Genomic DNA, 18,729 nt, shown 5'->3' with positions numbered 1-18,729 from the left:
TTGCCCGCCGGGTGGTTTGCTGGATGCATTCAGGGTGCCATCCCGGCCTGGTCGGGATGGATAATTGGGAAACCGGTCCAAGGCCGGTGCTGCCCCCGCAACGGTAGCGGAACAAAATCTCGACGAATGCCACTGGCTCCGGCCGGGAAGGCGTCGAGAGCGTCCTTCAGGACGGTTCCGAAGCCCGGAAACCAGCCATGAATTGATGACTCGGCCGATTGCGGTGGGCGATCGGGAGGCGAACGGCGTTCCCTCTCGGGGCCGCCCCGTTCCTTCCCCTTTCCATCCTCGTCCGGAACCATTTCGCAAGCCACCCGCCGATTCGCATTTGCGACACGGCAACCGGCGCGGCGGCCACGATGAAGGACAAGCACATGGCAGATCTCTGGGACGTCTTGAAGAGCCACCTCGTGGACCAGAGGGCAGGGTGGAGCATGGGCTCCTTCGGCGCGGTCGCCGAGTTCCATCAGGACAAGGGGGAATATCTGGAAGCCGATGCCCCGGCCATGCTGGTGCGCGCCACCCCGCGGGGCGCCATCCGGCTCGATTCCGAGGTGGTCGAGCAGATCGTTCCTGTCGCCTATGAGGCCCTCAGCCCCCGGCCGCACCGCTGGAGCCATGGTATCGCGCTGTGCCTGCCGGAAAAGGATGCAGCGATGAAGCGGCGCAAGGTCCTGACCGAGCTAGGCCCGGACGGGGACGCGGTGCGCCCGGCGGACAGGCGGGCGATTCTCTTCGACGTCGGCCTCAACCTTCCGCAGTGCGATTTCTGCATTCGCACCGGCGATCCGGCGCTGCTGGCGATCCTGCGCGCCGGTGCCGGGCGCAGCCTGTTCGAGACCGGAAACCCGGCGGCCGCGGCCGTGCTGAAGGCGCATCCGCACCGCGTCGCGCTGACCCGGATCGGCCGCATCGAGGTGTTCCAGAAGATCGGCGGGCCGGATACGGGCGGCGTCTCGCCCGCGGGGCCGCACACGCATCTTCTTCCGCAACTGCTGAAATCGCGTCGCACCCATTCGGCCAACACGCCGATCCCGCGATACCACATGCCGCTCGGCTATCTTCACCCCGCCAATCCCGTCATGGACGGCATGGGGCGCGATCGGAATTTCGACATCGAGGATCATGCCCGGTTCCAGGCGCTCTTCGAGCGCTTCGCCCGCCCGGACCTGCCCATCGTGCGCAAGGCGGTGCTCGACGGGCTCGCAAGGCGCCTGGAACCGGACCAGTTCCCGACGCCGTCCGACCGCTTCAGCCGGGCCACGGTGCGCATCACGCTGCGCCAGCAATACAGGCTCGCCGAGCGGTTCGGCGGCGGCTCCTATCTCGAACTGGTCTCCAGGTGGCGCAACGCGCTCGACGGCACGGCGGATGCTGCGGCGATGGACGACGACGCGCCCGGCCACGGGGTCCTCGAAGCGGCCGAAACCGGCCTGGCGCTGGCGGCGACCGGCTGAAACCGTCGAGAGTGCCGTAAAAGAACAAGCGGCGGTCGCCCCGCCGCGTTGACACGCCGGAAACGCCGTTGATAGATAGGCGCACCACCTCGGGAAGCCAGTGAAATTCTGGAGCGGTCGCGCCACTGTAATCGCATCCTGCGAAAGCCAGACCTCGGGTGCATGAATATCGGCCCATAGCGAACGCGCATTCAGAGAGGGATCCATGTCCGACATTACCTTGAGTCACGGCACCACAGTCACACCCATTCCCGCAAGCCAGTTGTTTCCGTGGGCGCTTTTCGGCGGCCTGCTGATGCTGCTCGCCCTTTATTTCGTCAGCACGGAAGAGGGCGCCGCGCGCGTCCTGTCCGGCCTCGAAGTCCACGAATTCGTGCACGACGGCCGGCATCTGCTCGGCTTCCCCTGCCACTGAGGAACGGACATGACTGGTCATCTTTTGCTGAGAGGCATGATAGCAGGCCTCGTCGCGGGCCTTGTCGCGTTCGGTTTCGCGCGCGTCTACGGCGAGCCCCAGGTCGATCGGGCGATCGCGTTCGAAGAGCTGATGGCGGCGGCCGAGGCACCGGCGGACGGCGCGGCCGAGGAGCCGGAAGCCGTCAGCCGTGAAACCCAGGCCGGCCTCGGCCTCTTCACCGGCGTCGTCACCTACAGCGTGGCGATGGGCGGCATCTTCTCGCTCGTCTTCGCCGGTCTCTATGGCCGCGTCGGCCGACTGAGCCCCCGCGCCCTGGCGCTGGTGCTCGGCGCCGCCACCTTCGTGGCGCTCGTCGCGGTTCCGGACCTGAAGTACCCGCCGAACCCGCCCGCCGTGGGCGATCCCGAGACGATCGGCGTGCGAACCGGGCTGTTCTTCGTGACGCTCGCCGCCTCGATCTTCGCGCTGGCGCTCGCCGTCGCCTTCGCCCGCCGCCTCGGCGAGCACCTCGGCCGCTGGAACGGCGCGATCGTCGCCGGCATCGCCTATGTCGTGTTCCTGGCGATCGTCTTCCGGCTGCTTCCCGGTATCAACGAGGTACCGGAGAACTTCCCGGCGACGGCGCTCTACGATTTCCGTCTGGCGACGATCGGGCTGCAACTCACGCTCTGGACGGTTCTCTCCCTCGTCTTCGGCTATCTGGCCGAGAGGAGCCTCCGGCGCTCGGGCAACTATCGCGCGGTTCCCGCGGGAATCTGACGCGGCGAGATGGAGTGCCGCCGTCGGGCGGCATTCCCCTTGCGGCAGGAGAACCGCGTTGCGTTTGCTCTTCCTCCTCATCGGCCTTGCCCTGGCGGCCGGCCAGGCCGAGGCGCACGGCAGCCGTGCCGCATCCTACAACGCCACCGGCCTTGCCATTCCGAGCCTGTCGCACGGCGCCCTGCTGGTGCTCGACGAATACTATGGCCCCATTCTCCGTCTCGCCGACCGGGCGAGGGAATCGGACCCTGTCTTCCGCAAGCTTCGGAACTATGCCCGCATTCAGAACTATTACTGCCTGTGGGGGCTGGCTCCGCGTGCGATCGCCGATGAAGCGAGCCCCTTCAACGAATGCTCCCATGCCTATCTCTCCGCCGCGCGGATGCTGCTGCTGCATATGAGGGACATGCCGAGTGTTGAGGCCGCTGCGGGCGAGATGATCTCCACCGTCGACGTCGAGATGGTGCGCCGCGGCAGCAGCCTGATCCAGTGCGAATATTCCGCCGAGCCCTTCCATACGGGCGGGTTCGTCACGCCCCATTGGGAAAAGGTGGCGGATCACGGTCCCACCCTGGCGGCGGCCCTCTCGCCCGTTCCCGTTATGCTCGCCTTCGCGGTCCTGCGGCGGAAAAGCCGTCGTGCCGGGGCGGGGCGATGCGACAATTAGGCGAGGGGAAGGGCCTGTTCACGCTGTCGGCCGATTGATAAGAGTTGCGGCGAGAGGGTTCGATGACGAAACGGCGGCAACACGGCAGGTATGGAATGGTGGCGGTAGCCGTCGCCATCCTCATGGCGTTTCAAAGCCTTCTCGGCCCGTTCGCCATGGCGGCCGGCGCGGCTTCGCCCATGCTCGACGCCTTCGGAAACCCGCTTTGCATCGCGGGCATGGAAGGGCACGAGCCGGCCTCTGCGCCGGGCAAGGATCACGCGCTGATGCCGGAATGCTGCACGCTGGCGTGCAGCATGTCATTTGCCTTCGTCCCGACGGACAGGGCTGTCGCGATCCTCTTCACCCCGCTTGTCCAGCCGTTGCCGCGCGTGCGCGTGCGGTATGCGGACCAGATCCGGTCTGTCCTGGACGATCTTCCGGGCAATCCGCGAGCGCCGCCCGTCGCCGCCTGATTGCCGGGCCTTCGCCCGCCCCGACTTTGCATGATGGATTGAATCCGGCGCGACGATGCTCGCAGACCGGAGGAGGGAGCCAGGCAGGCCCTTCCGCGCAAGTCAGTGCCTCGTGCTGCGCACGCGGCCGGCGCCGATCCGTCATGCCGTCGACCCGGCGGCGATGCCTCGCGATCTCCCGCAAAGTTCACGACCAATTCCCGGATTTCGCCGGCAGGATGACCGGCATAGTGGAGAATGACATGTTGAAACGTACCCTTACCGCCATCGCCGTCCTCGCGCTCGGCACCTCGACTGCCTTTGCGCATGTCTCGCTGCAGTTGAAGGAGGCGCCGGTCGGCGGGAGCTACCGCGCCATCCTGCAGGTGCCGCACGGTTGCGAAGGCAAGGCCACCAATGTTCTTCGCGTGCAGGTGCCGGAAGGCGTCATCGCGGTGAAGCCGCAGCCGAAGGCCGGATGGACGCTTGAGAAGATCAAGGGCGCCTACGCCAAGTCCTACGATTATTACGGCACGCCGACCAGCGAGGGCGTGAAGGAAATCGTCTGGAGCGGCGGAAGCCTCGGCGACGACGAATACGACGAATTCGTCCTGCGCGTTTACCTGACGAAGGACCTGAAGGCCGGCGAGACGCTTTATTTCCCGGTCGTGCAGGAATGCGCAGACGGCCTTGCCGAGCGGTGGATCGAAATCCCCGCGGCCGGCCAGTCCGTGGATGACCTCGAACTGCCGGCTCCGGGCGTCAAACTGCTGGAAGCCGCCGGCGGCCATTGAGCCGTGCAGGCCGGCGCCCCTGCGGCGCCGGCCTTTTTCAAGGGTTCGGAGGTGCTCGTGCGAAAATCCAGTCTCGGCCGGTCGGGTGTTCTGGCGCTGCTTGCGGGCATTGTATGGTGTTGCCTTGCCGTCGCCGCCATGGCGCACGCCTCGCTGACGGCAGCGGTACCCTCGGACCAGTCCGTACTCGCGGGACCCCCGAAGGCCCTCTCGCTGTCGTTCAGCGAGCCGGTGTCGCCGCTGGTGCTCAAGCTCGTGCAGCCGGACGGCGACGTCGCCCCGCTGGAGAACTTCGTCCTGCGCGACCGCACCCTGGAGATCGTGCCGCCCGACCAGCTTCCGAACGGCACCTATGTGCTGACCTGGCGCGTCGTCTCCGAAGACGGGCACCCCGTTGCGGGATCGACGGTCTTTTCGATCGGGGCGCCGAGCGCGTCTGCGCCGGCGGTGGCCGGTGATGTCGACCGGTCCGTACGCGCCGCGCTCTGGCTTGCGAGGGTCGGGCTCTATGCGGGGCTTTTCTTCGGTATCGGCGGCGTCTTCGCAATCCGCTGGCTGATCCCGGGCGGCGACGGCGCGGCGCGGATCGTGGGCCCGGCCCTTGTGCTCGGCCTCGTGGCGACGGTCGTGTCGGCCGGGTTGCAGGGGCTTGACGCGCTTGGCCTGCCCATTCCGCGCCTCATCGACCAGTCGGTCTGGAAAGCCGGGCTTGCAACGAGCTTCGGTTCGACCGTCGCTGTTCTGGCATGTACGTTCCTTGCGGCAGCGTTCGCACTGAAGGCGCGCTCGATCCTTGTCGGGCGAACCGCATCAGCGGGTGCGCTCATCGCCGGCAGCCTCGCGCTGGCGCTCAGCGGCCATGCGAGCGCGGCGATGCCGCAATGGCTGATGCGGCCCGCCGTCTTCTTCCATGCCGTGACGATCGCGATCTGGATCGGGGCCCTCGTGCCGCTCGCCTATGCGCTGCGGCGTAACGCGGATGCCGGCCGCGCGGGGCTGGACCGGTTCTCGCGGCTCATTCCGCTGGCCGTCGGCGTGCTGGCCGTCGCGGGCGTGTTGCTCGCCGTCGTTCAGGTCGAGCATCCCGCAGCGCTGCTCTCCACCGCCTACGGCAACGTGCTTCTGGCAAAACTCGCCCTGCTTCTGGTCCTTTTCGTCCTTGTCGCCGTCAACCGCTGGGCGCTGACCGGGCCGGCGCATGCGGGCGCGGCGCAGGCAAGAAACCGTCTGGTGCGCGTCATCGCGATCGAGAGCATCGTCATGCTTGCGATACTCGCGACTGCGGCGACCTGGCGGTTCACGCCGCCGCCGCGCGCCCTCGCGGTCGCCGCCGCCCAGCCGGTCGAGATCCACATCCATGCGGACAAGGCGATGGCGGAGGTCACGGTCAGCCCCGGCCGGGCTGGCCCGGTCGACGTCTCCGCGATCATCCTTTCCCCCGATTTTACCCCCATGACGCCGAAGGACGTGCAGTTCGTCTTCTCCAATCCGGCTGCCGGCATCGAGCCCATGCGGCGCAAGGCGCTTCTGGACGGCGAGGGGAGATGGCGCGCGGAAGGCGTCGTCCTGCCGCAGGCCGGCCTATGGCGGCTGAGGATCGACGTGCTGATCAGCGACTTCGAACTCGTGCGGTTGCAGGACGAGGTGAGGATCGCGCCATAGCCGGCGCTCTCTGCCAATGAAACGCAGATCGGGGCGACGGTGAACGAACAGCGTCGCACGAGGCTTTGGTGAGCCCCGATCGTCGTTCAGCTTTTCGTGGGAAGGTGGCACGCCCTAGGGGAGTCGAACCCCTCTTTCCAGAATGAAAATCTGGCGTCCTAACCGATAGACGAAGGGCGCGTGCGGTGGGCGTCTTCTAGTCGGGAGCTTGGATTCGCGCAAGCCCTAAATGCAGGAAATTCCAGTTTTTTCCGGGCCCGCAAAACAGGCTCCGTTCTGCGCTGGAAAAGCGGAATGCGTGACGGCAGGAAGGGAAGGAGTGGCACGCCCTAGGGGAGTCGAACCCCTCTTTCCAGAATGAAAATCTGGCGTCCTAACCGATAGACGAAGGGCGCGTGCGGTGGCCGTCTTCTAGTCGGGACACGGCGGATGCGCAAGACGGAAAATGGCATCCGCGTAACTTTTTCACCAGCCGGAACGCATGGTTTCCGGCGACGAAAAGCGGGTGATTTCAAGGGAGAAAACCGTGGCACGCCCTAGGGGAGTCGAACCCCTCTTTCCAGAATGAAAATCTGGCGTCCTAACCGATAGACGAAGGGCGCGTGCGGTGGGCGTCTTATAGAAGGGCGATTTGCCTTCCGCAAGCGGGAAAAAGCGCTTGCGACAAAAAAATGAAAACCGCCCCGGAGGGCGGCCTTTATCGTCGGAAAATGAATTGATTCCAACGGTTTATCGGAAAATCCTATTTCCGTGCGCGGCAGCGCCAGTTCCAGTCGCGCTCCGGGCCGACATCGATATGCACGGATTCGGTATGGCAATAGGTGCCGACGCCGCCGCGGCCGGGCATGCTGCGCAGATATTCCGCGAGTTCCCATTTGCTGACGCCGGCGATCTGGATGTCGGCCGCCTCGCAGCGTGTGTGCAGCGACTGCTTCTCGCGATTGAGCTTCACGTCGCGCAGGCCCGAGGTGACGATGATCGGCTTGTCGTAATGTTTCTCGATCGTCTTCAGCACCTGCAGGAGTTCCGGCTTGAAGCAGCCGGTCTTCACCTTCTCCGTCTGGAGCCAGAGGCCGTTCGGCGCGAGGCGCGCCAGCCCGGCGATGGAGGCCACTTCCTTGAACTGCGGCGCGTCGTCCTCGACCTCCTCGGCTTCGGAATGGTTCGTCGAGAAGAGTGCATTGGCGGTGGAGACGCCGGGCATTGCGCCGAGCGAGGCTTTTCGCGTGGCGCTCGCGCTGTCGCGGTTCAGCACGCGGCGCGGCTGCTGCGCGAACCGGTCGCCGTCGAATTCTTCCGCTGCCTCGCGCTTGTCGGCGAAGAGGGAGGCGACCGTTACCCGCTTCTCCTGGCCGCCCTGCGCCGGCGCGCCGGCCGTCTCGTCCGTTGCCGGCACGGCAAGGGCCCTGTCGGCGGCATTGCCGGCCGCGGCCTCGGCAACCAGCGCGGTGCGTGCAGACTTGGGGATCGGGATGTTTTCCGGCAGCGCCGCGTTCTGACCGTCGCCCGCCATGGCGGCGGCCTGCTGTCCCGGCGAATCGAGCTGCGGCATGTCCTCGACCGGCAGGCGGCCGGCCTGCGCTGCGCCCGGGTTCGCATAAAGGCCGGCAGAGGACGCGTTCGCCCCCGTCGTCTGCGTCGCATAGGCCGCGCCTGTCGGTGCCTGGCCGCCATTGGAATAGATGCTGGCCCGGCCTGCATCCAGCGTGGCCGGCTGCATGACGAGGCCTGCCATGTCGCGGCCGGCGGCTTCGCCCGCGCCTTGCCCGTTGGCAGCGCCCGCCGCTTCGGCGGTGGCGTAGGGCTCCTGCGCCCCGTCCTGCCCGGCGATCACCGGCGTGGTGGTCTCGTCCGCGCCGCCTTCCGCGACGGCCTCTTCCTTTTCCTGCGCCGCGTTGCCGTCTGCGCGCAGATCCGTGGAGACTGCGGAAACGCAGCCCGAGAGCGTGGCGAGCGAGACGGCGAGCAGCAATCCATACCGCAGCGTCTTCAGGCCCGGCCACTTTCCCTGCATGTCCTGCAAAGGCTTTCCCCCGCTTTCGACGTTCGTGTCACCGGTCCTGCCACCGGTGGACGACTTTCTTCAAACAGTCGCAACCGCAAGCGAGAAAAGCCGAAGGGCCAGGCTGCGGTTGCCGCGATGTTACCGTTTCGGCCTTTGCCAAGGCCGAGGGGCGCAAAGCGCATGAAGCGCAGAACGGAAAGCAAATCCGGCCCGAAAACGGGCGAACGCCTCCTCACGCTGGCGAATCGACCGGAATGGCAGAAATTTCCGGTCGAATACGGCGAAACGATGGTTCGTCCCCGAACGTATAGGCCGCAAGCTTTGCCTGGAGCTTGCGTCCGGGCCGTTTCTACCAGGCGCCGGTATTGCCCATCGAGGCCCAGGGCTCGGCCGGGGCGAGGCTTTCGCCCTTCTGCAGGATCTCGATGGAAATGCCATCAGGCGAGCGGACGAAGGCCATGTGGCCGTCGCGCGGCGGGCGATTGATGGTGACGCCCTTGTCCATGAGCTTGCGGCAGATGGCATAGATGTCGTCGACCTCGTAGGCGAGGTGGCCGAAATTGCGCCCGCCCGCATAGTCCTCGCTATCCCAGTTGTAGGTGAGTTCAAGGCAGGGTGCCGCGTTCTCCCGCGCGGCCGCGACATCCCCGGGTGCAGCCAGGAAGATCAGCGTGAAGCGGCCCTTCTCGTTTTCATGGCGACGAACTTCCTGGAGGCCGAAGAGCGTACAATAGAAATGCAGGGACGCATCGACGTCTTTGACGCGGACCATCGTGTGGAGATAACGCATTGTAATATCCTCTGATTGGGCTCTGCCCGAAAGGTTCGGTTCTTGTCAGCTTCAGGCAAGCCTTGCGGCCTACCAATGCGACCGGCAAAACTTTCAAGGGGGCTTGCGCATTCGCATCGGGACAATGTTATTCTGTTTCTCAAGAATCAGTTAACCGTAACTCATGTGACGCGTAAACGAGGGGCTGGCAGGTCATGGTGGACAGGGTGTCTTCTAAGGAAATCACGAACAGTGATGACCAGGCCAGCGACTCCGTCGATCTGATCGAGATCACCGGCGTCATCAAGTGGTTCGACGTCGCCAAGGGCTTCGGTTTCATCGTGCCCGACAACGGCATGCAGGATGTGCTGCTGCACGTCACCTGCCTGCGCCGCGACGGTTACCAGACGGTCCTCGAAGGCACGCGCGTCGTGGCGCTCATCCAGAAGCGCGACCGCGGCTATCAGGCCTTTCGCATCCTTTCCATGGACCAGACGACGGCGGTGCATCCCTCGCAGATGCCACCGGTCAAGACCCATGTGCAGGTCACGCCCTCGAGCGGGCTGGAGCGCGTGCTGGTCAAGTGGTTCAACCGCACCAAGGGCTTCGGCTTCCTGACCCGCGGCGAGGGTACGGAAGACATCTTCATCCATATGGAGACGCTGCGTCGCTTCGGCCTTACCGAGTTGCGCCCGGGCCAGGTCGTGCTGGTGCGTTTCGGCGACGGCGAAAAGGGCCTCATGGCCGCGGAGATCCATCCGGACATGCCGGTCGCCGGCAACAGGGCACACTGATGGCCGTTGTTGCGGCGCGGTCCTTCGGCCTCGCGCGTCTGACAAGCGCCGTCATGGCGCTTTTTCTGTGCCTGGCGTTTACCGCCGCCGCAGGCGAGAAATTCGACACCCAGCCGCTGACGATCGTCACCAGGAACGGCAAGAGCCACGCCTTCACGGTGGAACTCGCCGTCACGCCCCGCCAGCGCGAGCAGGGGCTGATGTACCGCCGCGAAATGGCGCCCGACCACGGCATGCTCTTCGCCTTCGGCGAGACGCGGCAGGTCTTCATGTGGATGAAGAACACCTACCTCGCCCTCGACATGCTGTTCATCGGCAAGGACGGCAGGATCCGCGCGATCAAGGAAAACGCCGAGCCGCTCTCCGAATCGATCATCGATTCGAAAGGCCCGATCGACTACGTGCTGGAGCTCAACGCCGGCACCACCCGGCGCCTCGGCATCCGCACCGGCAACCGCGTCGAGAACGCGTTGATCGACACCCTGCGCAAAGGCCAGTGACGCCCTCCGCCTTTCTCTCCACAAGCGCCTGAAAACGCCCGTTTTCTGTTGCGGCGAAGCCCGGATGCGTGTATCTCCCCATCGCCGGGACGGACGGAGTGTAGCGCAGTCTGGTAGCGCATCTGGTTTGGGACCAGAGGGTCGGGAGTTCGAATCTCTCCACTCCGACCACGTCCGGCGGGCGTCTCGATGCCAAATGCGCTTCCGGTCATTTCCCCTTTACGGAATCCGGGCTATGCATATTCGGACGCGCGCCGGCGAAACGGTGCGCCGTTTATGCGAGAATTCTGGAGCCGCTTCGATGACCGCCAAGATCTATCGTCCCGCAAAGACCGCCATGCAGTCCGGCAAGGCCAAGACCCATGTTTGGGTTCTGGAATTCGATGCCGAAAAGCCGCGGACGATCGACCCTATCATGGGCTACACCAGCTCTGGCGACATGTACCAGCAGGTCCGGCTGAACTTCGAGACCTGCGAGGAAGCCGTCGCCTATGCCGAGCGCAACGGCATCGAATATCGCGTGATCGAGCCGAAGGAATCGACCCGCAAGCGCGTCGCCTATCCGGACAACTTCCGTTTCAACCGCATGCAGCCCTGGACCCACTGAGGTCCCGCCGGCCCCTTAGCTCAGCTGGATAGAGCATCTGCCTTCTAAGCAGAATGTCGCAGGTTCGAGCCCTGCAGGGGTCGCCAATAATATTGCCCGTGAAATCACGTTTCGTCATGGCGTCATGAGTATAGCGTCGAACATTATCGTGCCGGCCGCTTGCCGGCTGTCGCCCCTGACTTCCCCGAAAAGAAACTAATATCTCTCTCCGCTTCCGCTTCTTGCAAATTAGCAACTCCTGATAAGGTGAGGAACGGCGCGGAACTATTGCGGCACAAGTATAGAATTCCTGCGATGCACTAACCCTTTCGAGTTAATTACCGCGCGCCGAGGCCGGTCTTTCGTCTTTTGCTCGATTGTCGCGGCTGACCGCTCGGGTTCACCGCCTAGGAGCCGGCCGGCGCTTCCTTGAGTTCGCTGGCCGTGGTGCCGATCGTCATCGTGTTGCCGCGCCAGTCGATGGTGCCGCCGAGCCAGGCGCGCAGCCAGATGGCCGGCATCATGCAGTCGCGGACGATCATGGCGGGTACCGACCAGAGGGAAAGGCGCCAGCCCTTGGCAAGGGCAAGGGCCACCTCCGGCAGGTAGATGCCGGCGAGCACCAGGAGGGCGGCAGGCAAAAGCGCCATCTTGCCGAGGAGCGCGGCGGCCAGCGCGAGCAACAGCGGCGGCAGCGCGCCGAGCAGGATTTCCGGTGCGAAGAAGCCCGGGAAGGTGACGCGGCGCAGGCGCGACCAGCGGCTCTGGCGCGACCAGATATCCTGGCCGGTGCGACGCCCCAGGGGCTGCTCGAAGGGCGCGGAAACCAGATGGACCTTGAGGCCGAGGCGGTTCACCAGCTTCGTCGAGGCGGCGTCCTCGGCGATTTCCGCGTTCAGGGCCTGGATGCCGCCGTTGGCCTCCAGCATCGGCCTGGACCAGAGCATGCTCTTGCCCTGCGCGAAGCCGAGGCCGACGGCCTCGCCGGCATATTGCCAGCGCGCCTGCTGCGTGTTGAGGAACATGCATTCCACCTCGGCCCAGAAGCCGTCCGGCCGGGAGCCGAGCGGCGTGGAGCAGACGACGCCCGAATCGCTTCGCCAGCCGGCCATGAGATGCTGGATGTAATCCGGCGGCATGAGCACGTTGGAATCGGCGAGGATCACCCAGTCGTGACGGGCGGCCTGCCAGCCCTTGACGCAATTGTTGAGCTTCGGATTGGCGCTGATGCGGTCGTCGCCGACGAGGATGCGGGCCTCGACATGCGGATGGGCGAGCGCCGCCTTCTCGACCTTCGCGATGATCGGATCCTTGCCGTGGGCGACGCAGAAGAGCAGCTCGTATTTCGGCCAGTCGAGGCGGAAGGCGCGGTCCAGTGTCTCGGCGGAAAAGTTCTCGATGCCGCGCAGGGGGACGACGATGGAGACGGGGGGCTTCTTCCTGACATCGGGGGGTGTGGCACCGGCGGGGCTCAGCCGCCTTGCGGCGATGAGGATGCTGGCAAGGTTGGTCGCGACAAGAGCGCCCGAGGCAAGGGCGAGGGCCTGAGCCATGTCCATTCATGCGTACTCCGATGGGCGCCGGCCCTTCATGGCGGCTGCCGGGTGCATTCACGCGGCAAGAGACACCATTGTCACATGACAGGGGAATGACGGCCGGCCCGGCGGAATGGGCAAGCGGCTGGAGGCGTCAGGCCGCCATCCCCGCGGGCGGCGGAGATGGCGCATTTCCTGAGGTCCGCGCAGCTTACGAGAGGAATTCGGCGGTCGTCGTGACCTTGCCGTAGCCGAATTCGAGCGCCGACATGATCGTGGCGTGGACCTGCGCCGCCGGCACGACCGAATCACCGAAGGCCTTGTCGCGGGTCGCGCAGGCATCGTGCACGACGGTGAGGCCGTAACCGAGGTCGGCGGCCGCGCGGGCCGTCGCGTCGATGCACACGTCGCTCATCGCGCCCACCACCACGACCTCCTCGATCCCGGCGGCCTGCAGCGTGTCGTGCAGCGGGGTCTGGCGGAAGGAGTTGGGGTAATTCTTGATGATCACCGTGTCGTCCCTTTCCGGCGCGACCGCCGGGATCGCGCGGATGCCGTCCGTATCCGGCGCGAAGAGCGGGGAGTCCGCCTCCTTCGAGACATGGTGGACATGGACGATCCGGTCTCCCCGGTTGCGGCCGGCCTCGATGACCCGCGCCGCGTTTGCCGCGGCCGCCTCGATGCCGGACAGCGGAAAACTGCCGGAGCCGAGATAATCCTTCTGGAGATCGACGATGATGACGGCGCGCTTGCTCATAGGCTTTCCTTCCGCGTGCAGTTGACGTGATGGACATTGTGCCTCCGGCCTGCCATCTCTGGCCATTGGCGATATCGACATAATCCGGGTTGGAAGTGACATGGCGGCCTCGGCGGAAATCGGACTGGTGCTCTATCCGGGCGTGCAGATGGCGGCCGTTCTCGGCATGACCGACCTTTTCAACGCGGCGACGGCGCTTGCCGGGCGGAACGGACGGGCGGGGCCGAGGCTTTCGGTCAGCCACTGGCGGCTGGAGGAAGGTCGGCCGGTGCGGATCGCGGCGAGCGGCTTCGGGGAGGAGGCGGCGCGGCCCTCTGTTCTCGTGCTGCCGCCGGCGCTGGGCGATCCGATCCGGCGGGAGGATGCGGCGCCGTTTGCGGCCTGGCTGCGGCAATGCCATGCGTCCGGCATCCAGCTCGCCTCGATCTGCGCCGGCGCCTTCCTGCTCGGCGAGACGGGATTGCTGACCGGCCGCACGATCACCACCAACTGGGTGGTCGCGGAAACGTTCGAATTGCGTTTTCCCGATGTCCGGGTCGATACGGACCGGCTCCTCAGCGACGACGGCGATATCGTCACGGCGGGCGGCGTGATGGCCTGGGTGGATCTCGGGCTGAAGCTGATCGACCGCTTTCTCGGGCCGACGGTCATGCTGGAGATCGCGCGCCGGTTCGTGATCGACCCGCCCGGCCGCGAGCAGCGCTATTACAGCTCCTTCTCGCCGCGCCTGCTGCATGGCGACGCGGCGATCCTGAAGGTGCAGCACTGGCTGCAGGCCACCGCGGCAAAGGAGACGGGCCTCGATATGCTGGCCGCGCAGGCGGGGCTGGAGGCGCGCACGTTCCTTCGGCGTTTCCGCAAGGCGACGGGGCTGACGACGACGGATTATTGCCAGCGGCTGCGGGTGGCGAAGGCGCAGGAAATGCTGCAGTTCAGCACGCGTTCCGTCGATCTCGTGGCCGTGGACGTCGGCTACAACGACCCCGGCGCCTTCCGGAGGGTCTTTGCGCGCATCGTCGGGCTGACGCCTGGGGAATACCGCAAGCGCTTCCGGTCCTGAGGCGATCTAGTCCGGTCGGGTGCGGTTGCGCACGACCGTCACCGTGCAGGGGGCGTGCGCGGCGATCTCGCCGGAAACGCTGCCGAGCATGGAACGCATGGCCGATTCGGCGCGCGCGCCCATGACGATATGGTCGACATGGTTCTCGCGGGCATATTCGAGGATCGCGTCGGCGGGCGAGACCGCCTCCAGCACATGGAAGGTGATGCCGCCGCCGGGCGCGGGCAGGCCTGTCGACCAGTTGCGCAGTTCCACGAGCCGCAGCACATGCTTGTTGCGGCCTTCCTCGTCCAGCGAGGTGTCGATGGCGATGCGGTTGATCTTCAGGACGTTGATGCAGGCGATGCGGGCGTCGGGCGTGTTCTCGACGATGCGGGCGACGGTCTTGTGGATTGCCTCGGCAAGGTCCGGCGCGCCGCCGGCAAGGTCGATCGCCACGGCGACGATCGGCGCGCCGGCAAGCTGTGCTTCCGCGGCCTGCGGCTTCACGGTCTCGATGGGCACGGGATTGAACCGGCGGCGCAGCACCATGCCGAGCGGATCGCGTTTCATCTTCTCCGCCCGCGCCGTCAGCTTGACGGACGAGAGGTCCTGAAGGTCGAGGGCGAGCTGCGCGGCGCTCGGATAGCGCCAGGCGGGGTTCACCTCCAGGCAGCGCAGGATGATTTCCTGGAGGGCGGGCGGAATGGCGGCATTGCGCGCGCGCGGCGGCAGCGGGTCGCGCCAGAGCCGGCGTTTCAGGCCGTTCAGGCGCTGCGGATCGCCGAAAGGGCGTTCGCCGGTCGAGAAGAAATAGAGCATGACGCCGAGCGCGAAGAGATCGCTGCGGAAATCGCTGCGCGCACCGAGCACCTGCTCGGGCGCCATGTAGGGCGCGGTGCCGTAGGGCAGGCGGAACTGCTCGTCCATCAGGTCGGGCAGGTGGACGTGGCGGGCGAGGCCATAGTCGATCAGCACGGCCTCGCCGGTCTCGCGGAACATGACGTTGGAGGGCTTGAGGTCGAGATGGACGACATGCTGGCGATGCAGCGAATCGAGCGCCACCGCCACCTTGGCGCCGATGGCGGCCACCTCTTCGGGCGGCAATGGCAGGCGTTCGAGCAGCGGATAGAGCGAGGTGCCGGGCAGTCGCTCCATGACGATATAGGGGAGCGTTGCGAAATCGCCGTCGGCGACGAAGCGGGGCACATGCGGGCCGGAAAGGCGCGGCAGGATCATCTGCTCCATCTCGAAGCCGACGATCGCCGCCGGGTCGTCGCCCTCGCCGATGACCGGCACCTTCATCAGGATCGGGAAGTCGATGTCGGGCCGGCTGACCGTCCAGATGCGCGCCATGCCGCCATTGTGGGCGATGTCCTCGATGACGAAACCGTCGATCACATCGCCGGGTTTCAGCCTTGCCTTGACCATCTAGCGTCCCCGGAACAGGCGGTCGGCGAGCGAGGCCGGCAGGCCCGCCGCGCGGATCTTGTCGGCGGCCTTGTCGACGTCGTAGGCGGCGCGCATGAAGCTGAGGTCGGCGCTCTCGGTATCGTAGAGCGCGAAGGCGGCGGCCGGATTGCCGTCGCGCGGCTGGCCGACCGCGCCGATGACGGCGAGCCAGCGGCGCTGCGGCAGGAGCGGCACCGGCGTCGCGGCGACGGGGCGGAAATGCGTGACCTTGCCGCCCGGCGCGGTGCAGTAGAGCGCCGGCTTGTGTACATGGCCGCAGAAGCTGACGCGCGCCTCGCAGGCGGCAAGGTGCCGGCCGGCATCGCTGGCGTCGAGCACGTAGTTCCAGTCGGCGGGCGCGCTGGCATCGGCATGGACGAAGAGGCAGTCGCCCTCGCGCACCTCGAGGGGTAGATCGGCAAGGAAGGCGCGGGTGGCGCTGCCGAGCTGGCGGCGCGTCCACTCGAGCGCGACGGTTGCCGTCGCGTTCATCGAGACGGAGGGAGTGCCGACCGCCTCGTCATGGTTGCCGCGCAGCACGACGGCACCGCCTGCGGCAAGCTGCATCGCCCGCTCGGCGCACCATTCCGGATCCGCCCCATAGCCGACGATGTCGCCCAGCAGCACGAAGCGCTCCGCCCCGGCCGCGTCCGCCGCCGCCAGCACGGCCTCGAAGGCCTCGCGGTTGGCGTGGATGTCGGAGAGGATGGCAAGCAGCATGGCGGTCCGGTCTTTCAGGGTCTGCACCCACCATAACGCGCCTTGCCGGCCGCAACCATTCGACGGAAGGGGAATATCGCCCGCGCGGACTGGCGTTTCGTCAGGAATCGCGGGCGCGGAAGGCGAAAAGATCGGCATCCGCATCGCCATGGCCTGCAATATCGGCCGCGACGATCTCGGCTGCGATCTGGCTGAAGGTGATGCCGTTGCCGCCGAAACCCATCACGGCGAAGACGTTCGGCAGGCCGGGAACGCGGCCGATGAGCGGCAGGCCGGTGCGGGTGGTGCCGAAGGGGGCGGCCCAGACATGATCCGGCTCAGGCAGGGAAAGGCCGAGCAGGGCCTCGACCTTGCGATGGATGGTCTTCGCCTTCCGCCGAAGCTTCTGCGGCGAGGCATAGGCGTTCTCGCTCTCCTCGTCTTCCCCGCCCGCGATCAGCCGGCCGTCGCGGGAGCGGCGAAGGTAGAGATAGGGATCGGCGCCCTCCCAGACGATGCAGTCCTTCAGCCAGTCCGGCAGCGCCGTGTCGGGCGGCGTCGAGAGCGCCCAGGTGGAGACGATGGCGTGATCCCGGTCGGCGACCGCTTCGAGGAACTCGTAGCCGGAGCAGAACACGACATGCCTGGCGGAGACGATGTTGCCCTCGGCCGTGGCGAGGAACACGCAGTCGGTCGTCGCCCGCATGTCGGTGATCTCCAGGGGGCTGACGATCTCGACGCCGCGCGCCGCCGCCGCCCGCAGGATGCCGGCGGCCATCTGCGCCGGGTTGGCGGAGGCCGAGATGTCGCTGAGAAGGGCGCCGGTGCGGTCGATGGAAAAGCGCTCGGCGAGCTGTGCGGCATCGACGAGTTCCGCTTCGATGCCCGCCGCCTGGCGCGCCTCCAATTCGGCCTGCAAGGCCCGCCGGCCATAGGCGTCGCCGGCAAGGAAGAGGGTCTTCTTGCGCTCGAAGCCGCAGGAAAGGCCTGCATCCGCGACGATGCGCGTCAATTGCTCGACGGCGCGGGCGGAACGCTGCCAGGCGCGCTGCGCCTTATCCACGCCGATCATGCCGGCGAGCCTGTGCAGGGGAACGTCGATCTCGTGCTGGATCATCGCCGTGCTGGCGAGCGTGCTGCCATGAACGGGCTCCCGGCGGTCCACGACGAGCACGGAACGCTTGCCGTCGGCGAGCGCATGGGCCGCGAGGGCGCCCGAAATGCCGGCGCCGACGATGATGCAATCGTAGTCCTGCCGCTGGGGGCTGCGCCGCGTGCGCAGCGAAATGCGCGGCGAGTCGGCCCACAGTGGCCGGGATTCGTGCAGGTCGCGCTGGCGGGTGATCTCTCGGGATGTCGGAATGGGACTGCTCCGTGCGGGAAGGTCGTCTCTAATGGCGGACATGCGGAAAAGTTCCGCACGGCCGCCGCGCGTGGTGCCGATGCTTGCATTGCGGGCCGAAAGCATGCAAAGCACGGGGCGCCTGAAACACGACCGGATTTTGCCATGACCGTGCGTTCGAGAACGCCCCGCCCGATCGACCATCTGGTGCTGCCGGTGTCCGAGCTGGCCATAGCCCGCGAGCGCCTGACGCAGCTCGGCTTCACCGTCGCCAAGGATGCGCGCCATCCGTTCGGCACGGAAAACTGTTGCGTCTTCCTCTCCGACGGCAGCTACCTGGAGCCGCTCGGCATCGCCAACCGCGAGGAATGCGAGGAAGCCGCGCGGACGGGCAACGTCTTCGTCGCGCGCGACCAGGCTTTCCGTTTCCGCCGGGGGCTGGAAGGCTTTTCTGGCATCGCCATGGCGGCGAGCGATGCCTGGGAAGACGACCGGCGCTACCGTGCCGCGGGGATTTCCGGCGGCGAGATCCTGGAGTTTTCCCGCGACATGCTGCTGCCTGACGGCTCGACGGCGACCGGCAGCTTCCGCCTTGCCTTCGCCGCCGACCTGCGCAGCCCCGATTTCTTCTTCTTCGCCTCGCAGCGCATCCTGCCGCTGCCCTCGGACCGCAAGGCGCTGGAGGCGCATGACAACGGCGTCGTGGCGCTCGCCGAGGTCGTGCTGTCCGAACAGAACCCGACGGACTTCCAGTATCTCGTGCAGGAAGCCGCCGACGAGCGCGAGATCGAGGCCATGTCCTTCGGCATGTCGGTCGAGACGCCGCGCGGCCGCATCACCGTGCTGAACGATGCCGGCCTCGAAGGCTTCTACGGCATTGCGCCGGTCGCCGGCACGGATCGCGGCCTCAAGGGGCAGGCGGTCGTCTTCAGGGTTTCCAGCCTGTCCGATTGTCGCCGCCTGCTGGAGCAGCGCGGCGTCGCCTTCCGCGAGCGGGACAACCGCCTTCTGGTGCCGCCGGCGCCGGGGCAGGGTGTCCTCTTCGTCTTTGGAGAATGAG

The 18,729-nt window shown here is 66.5% G+C and carries 19 protein-coding genes, 5 tRNA genes and 2 riboswitches; of the genes, 14 read left to right on the top strand and 10 right to left on the bottom strand.

Features of this window, described 5'->3' with window-relative positions; genetic code table 11:
• The first annotated feature begins 15 nt into the window (after positions 1–15).
• A riboswitch (cobalamin riboswitch) is annotated at positions 16–215 on the top strand.
• Positions 216–374: 159 nt separating this feature from the next.
• The 7 genes from L0976_RS18735 (at position 375) to L0976_RS18705 (ending at position 6,191) form a co-directional block, all read left to right on the top strand.
• Positions 375–1,457 carry a hypothetical protein gene (locus L0976_RS18735; RefSeq protein ID WP_234188781.1) on the top strand — a complete coding sequence of 361 codons (1,083 nt, stop codon included), beginning with the start codon at positions 375–377 and terminating at the stop codon, positions 1,455–1,457.
• Between the two features lie 91 nt (positions 1,458–1,548).
• A riboswitch (cobalamin riboswitch) is annotated at positions 1,549–1,611 on the top strand.
• Positions 1,612–1,662: 51 nt separating this feature from the next.
• Entirely contained in the window at positions 1,663–1,872 is a 210-nt protein-coding gene (locus L0976_RS18730) for a CbtB-domain containing protein (RefSeq protein ID WP_203318805.1), read from the top strand.
• 9 nt (positions 1,873–1,881) lie between these two features.
• Positions 1,882–2,634 carry a CbtA family protein gene (locus L0976_RS18725; protein WP_203318806.1) on the top strand — a complete coding sequence of 251 codons (753 nt, stop codon included), beginning with the start codon at positions 1,882–1,884 and terminating at the stop codon, positions 2,632–2,634.
• A gap of 58 nt (positions 2,635–2,692) precedes the next feature.
• The gene (locus tag L0976_RS18720) at positions 2,693–3,301 is read left to right on the top strand and encodes a hypothetical protein (RefSeq protein ID WP_234188780.1); all 609 of its coding nucleotides are present in this window, start codon (positions 2,693–2,695) and stop codon (positions 3,299–3,301) included.
• Positions 3,302–3,396: 95 nt separating this feature from the next.
• The gene (locus L0976_RS18715; RefSeq protein WP_234188779.1) at positions 3,397–3,756 is read left to right on the top strand and encodes a hypothetical protein; all 360 of its coding nucleotides are present in this window, start codon (positions 3,397–3,399) and stop codon (positions 3,754–3,756) included.
• Between the two features lie 242 nt (positions 3,757–3,998).
• Positions 3,999–4,529 (top strand): YcnI family protein, encoded by a 531-nt coding sequence (locus L0976_RS18710; protein WP_234188778.1) that lies wholly within the window; start codon positions 3,999–4,001, stop codon positions 4,527–4,529.
• A 57-nt stretch (positions 4,530–4,586) separates the two neighbouring features.
• Entirely contained in the window at positions 4,587–6,191 is a 1,605-nt protein-coding gene (locus tag L0976_RS18705; RefSeq protein WP_234188777.1) for a copper resistance protein CopC, read from the top strand.
• A gap of 105 nt (positions 6,192–6,296) precedes the next feature.
• On the opposite strand, the gene L0976_RS18700 is transcribed toward L0976_RS18705, so the two are convergent.
• The 5 genes from L0976_RS18700 to L0976_RS18680 form a co-directional block, all read right to left on the bottom strand.
• A tRNA-Glu gene (locus tag L0976_RS18700) sits at positions 6,297–6,371 on the bottom strand.
• Between the two features lie 140 nt (positions 6,372–6,511).
• Positions 6,512–6,586: transfer RNA gene (locus L0976_RS18695), tRNA-Glu, on the bottom strand.
• 132 nt (positions 6,587–6,718) lie between these two features.
• A tRNA-Glu gene (locus tag L0976_RS18690) sits at positions 6,719–6,793 on the bottom strand.
• Positions 6,794–6,933: 140 nt separating this feature from the next.
• Positions 6,934–8,205: a YcbK family protein gene (locus L0976_RS18685; RefSeq protein ID WP_234188776.1), complete on the bottom strand. Its 1,272-nt coding sequence runs from the start codon at positions 8,203–8,205 to the stop codon at positions 6,934–6,936.
• A 340-nt stretch (positions 8,206–8,545) separates the two neighbouring features.
• Positions 8,546–8,986, bottom strand: a complete 441-nt coding sequence (locus L0976_RS18680; protein ID WP_234188775.1) for a VOC family protein — start codon at positions 8,984–8,986, stop codon at positions 8,546–8,548.
• Positions 8,987–9,180: 194 nt separating this feature from the next.
• Between L0976_RS18680 and L0976_RS18675 the strand changes: the two genes are divergently transcribed.
• The 5 genes from L0976_RS18675 (at position 9,181) to L0976_RS18655 (ending at position 10,952) form a co-directional block, all read left to right on the top strand.
• A complete protein-coding gene (locus L0976_RS18675; protein WP_234188774.1) occupies positions 9,181–9,759 on the top strand; it encodes a cold-shock protein in 579 nt (192 codons plus the stop codon).
• Positions 9,759–10,259: a DUF192 domain-containing protein gene (locus L0976_RS18670; protein ID WP_234188773.1), complete on the top strand. Its 501-nt coding sequence runs from the start codon at positions 9,759–9,761 to the stop codon at positions 10,257–10,259. Before L0976_RS18675 ends, L0976_RS18670 begins: the two co-directional genes overlap by 1 nt.
• 94 nt (positions 10,260–10,353) lie before the next feature.
• A tRNA-Pro gene (locus tag L0976_RS18665) sits at positions 10,354–10,430 on the top strand.
• 130 nt (positions 10,431–10,560) lie between these two features.
• On the top strand, positions 10,561–10,866 hold the full coding sequence (locus tag L0976_RS18660; RefSeq protein ID WP_234188772.1) for an ETC complex I subunit: 306 nt from the start codon (positions 10,561–10,563) through the stop codon (positions 10,864–10,866).
• A gap of 9 nt (positions 10,867–10,875) precedes the next feature.
• Positions 10,876–10,952, top strand: a tRNA-Arg gene (locus L0976_RS18655).
• A 300-nt stretch (positions 10,953–11,252) separates the two neighbouring features.
• Here the strand turns inward: L0976_RS18655 and L0976_RS18650 are convergent.
• Together L0976_RS18650 and L0976_RS18645 are read right to left on the bottom strand one after the other, a co-directional pair.
• Positions 11,253–12,398: a ceramide glucosyltransferase gene (locus L0976_RS18650; protein ID WP_370643737.1), complete on the bottom strand. Its 1,146-nt coding sequence runs from the start codon at positions 12,396–12,398 to the stop codon at positions 11,253–11,255.
• A 193-nt stretch (positions 12,399–12,591) separates the two neighbouring features.
• The gene (locus L0976_RS18645; protein WP_234188768.1) at positions 12,592–13,137 is read right to left on the bottom strand and encodes a cysteine hydrolase family protein; all 546 of its coding nucleotides are present in this window, start codon (positions 13,135–13,137) and stop codon (positions 12,592–12,594) included.
• A gap of 100 nt (positions 13,138–13,237) precedes the next feature.
• On the opposite strand from L0976_RS18645, the gene L0976_RS18640 reads away from it, so the two are divergent.
• The gene (locus L0976_RS18640) at positions 13,238–14,197 is read left to right on the top strand and encodes a GlxA family transcriptional regulator (RefSeq protein WP_234188767.1); all 960 of its coding nucleotides are present in this window, start codon (positions 13,238–13,240) and stop codon (positions 14,195–14,197) included.
• Between the two features lie 6 nt (positions 14,198–14,203).
• Here the strand turns inward: L0976_RS18640 and L0976_RS18635 are convergent, their stop codons facing one another.
• The 3 genes from L0976_RS18635 to L0976_RS18625 form a co-directional block, all read right to left on the bottom strand.
• Positions 14,204–15,607, bottom strand: coding sequence for a bifunctional serine/threonine-protein kinase/universal stress protein (locus L0976_RS18635; RefSeq protein ID WP_234188766.1), 1,404 nt, complete (start codon positions 15,605–15,607; stop codon positions 14,204–14,206).
• A complete protein-coding gene (locus L0976_RS18630; RefSeq protein ID WP_234188874.1) occupies positions 15,608–16,348 on the bottom strand; it encodes a metallophosphoesterase in 741 nt (246 codons plus the stop codon).
• Between the two features lie 100 nt (positions 16,349–16,448).
• On the bottom strand, positions 16,449–17,690 hold the full coding sequence (locus tag L0976_RS18625) for an FAD-binding oxidoreductase (RefSeq protein ID WP_234188873.1): 1,242 nt from the start codon (positions 17,688–17,690) through the stop codon (positions 16,449–16,451).
• A gap of 144 nt (positions 17,691–17,834) precedes the next feature.
• Here L0976_RS18625 and L0976_RS18620 point away from each other — a divergent pair, with 144 nt between their 5' ends.
• Positions 17,835–18,728 (top strand): VOC family protein, encoded by an 894-nt coding sequence (locus L0976_RS18620; protein ID WP_234188765.1) that lies wholly within the window; start codon positions 17,835–17,837, stop codon positions 18,726–18,728.
• The last annotated feature ends 1 nt before the right edge of the window (position 18,729 follow it).

It is taken from the genome of Shinella sp. NM-101 (assembly GCF_021401195.1).
Taxonomy (GTDB): domain Bacteria; phylum Pseudomonadota; class Alphaproteobacteria; order Rhizobiales; family Rhizobiaceae; genus Shinella.
This window is presented reverse-complemented; position numbering and strand designations above follow the sequence as displayed.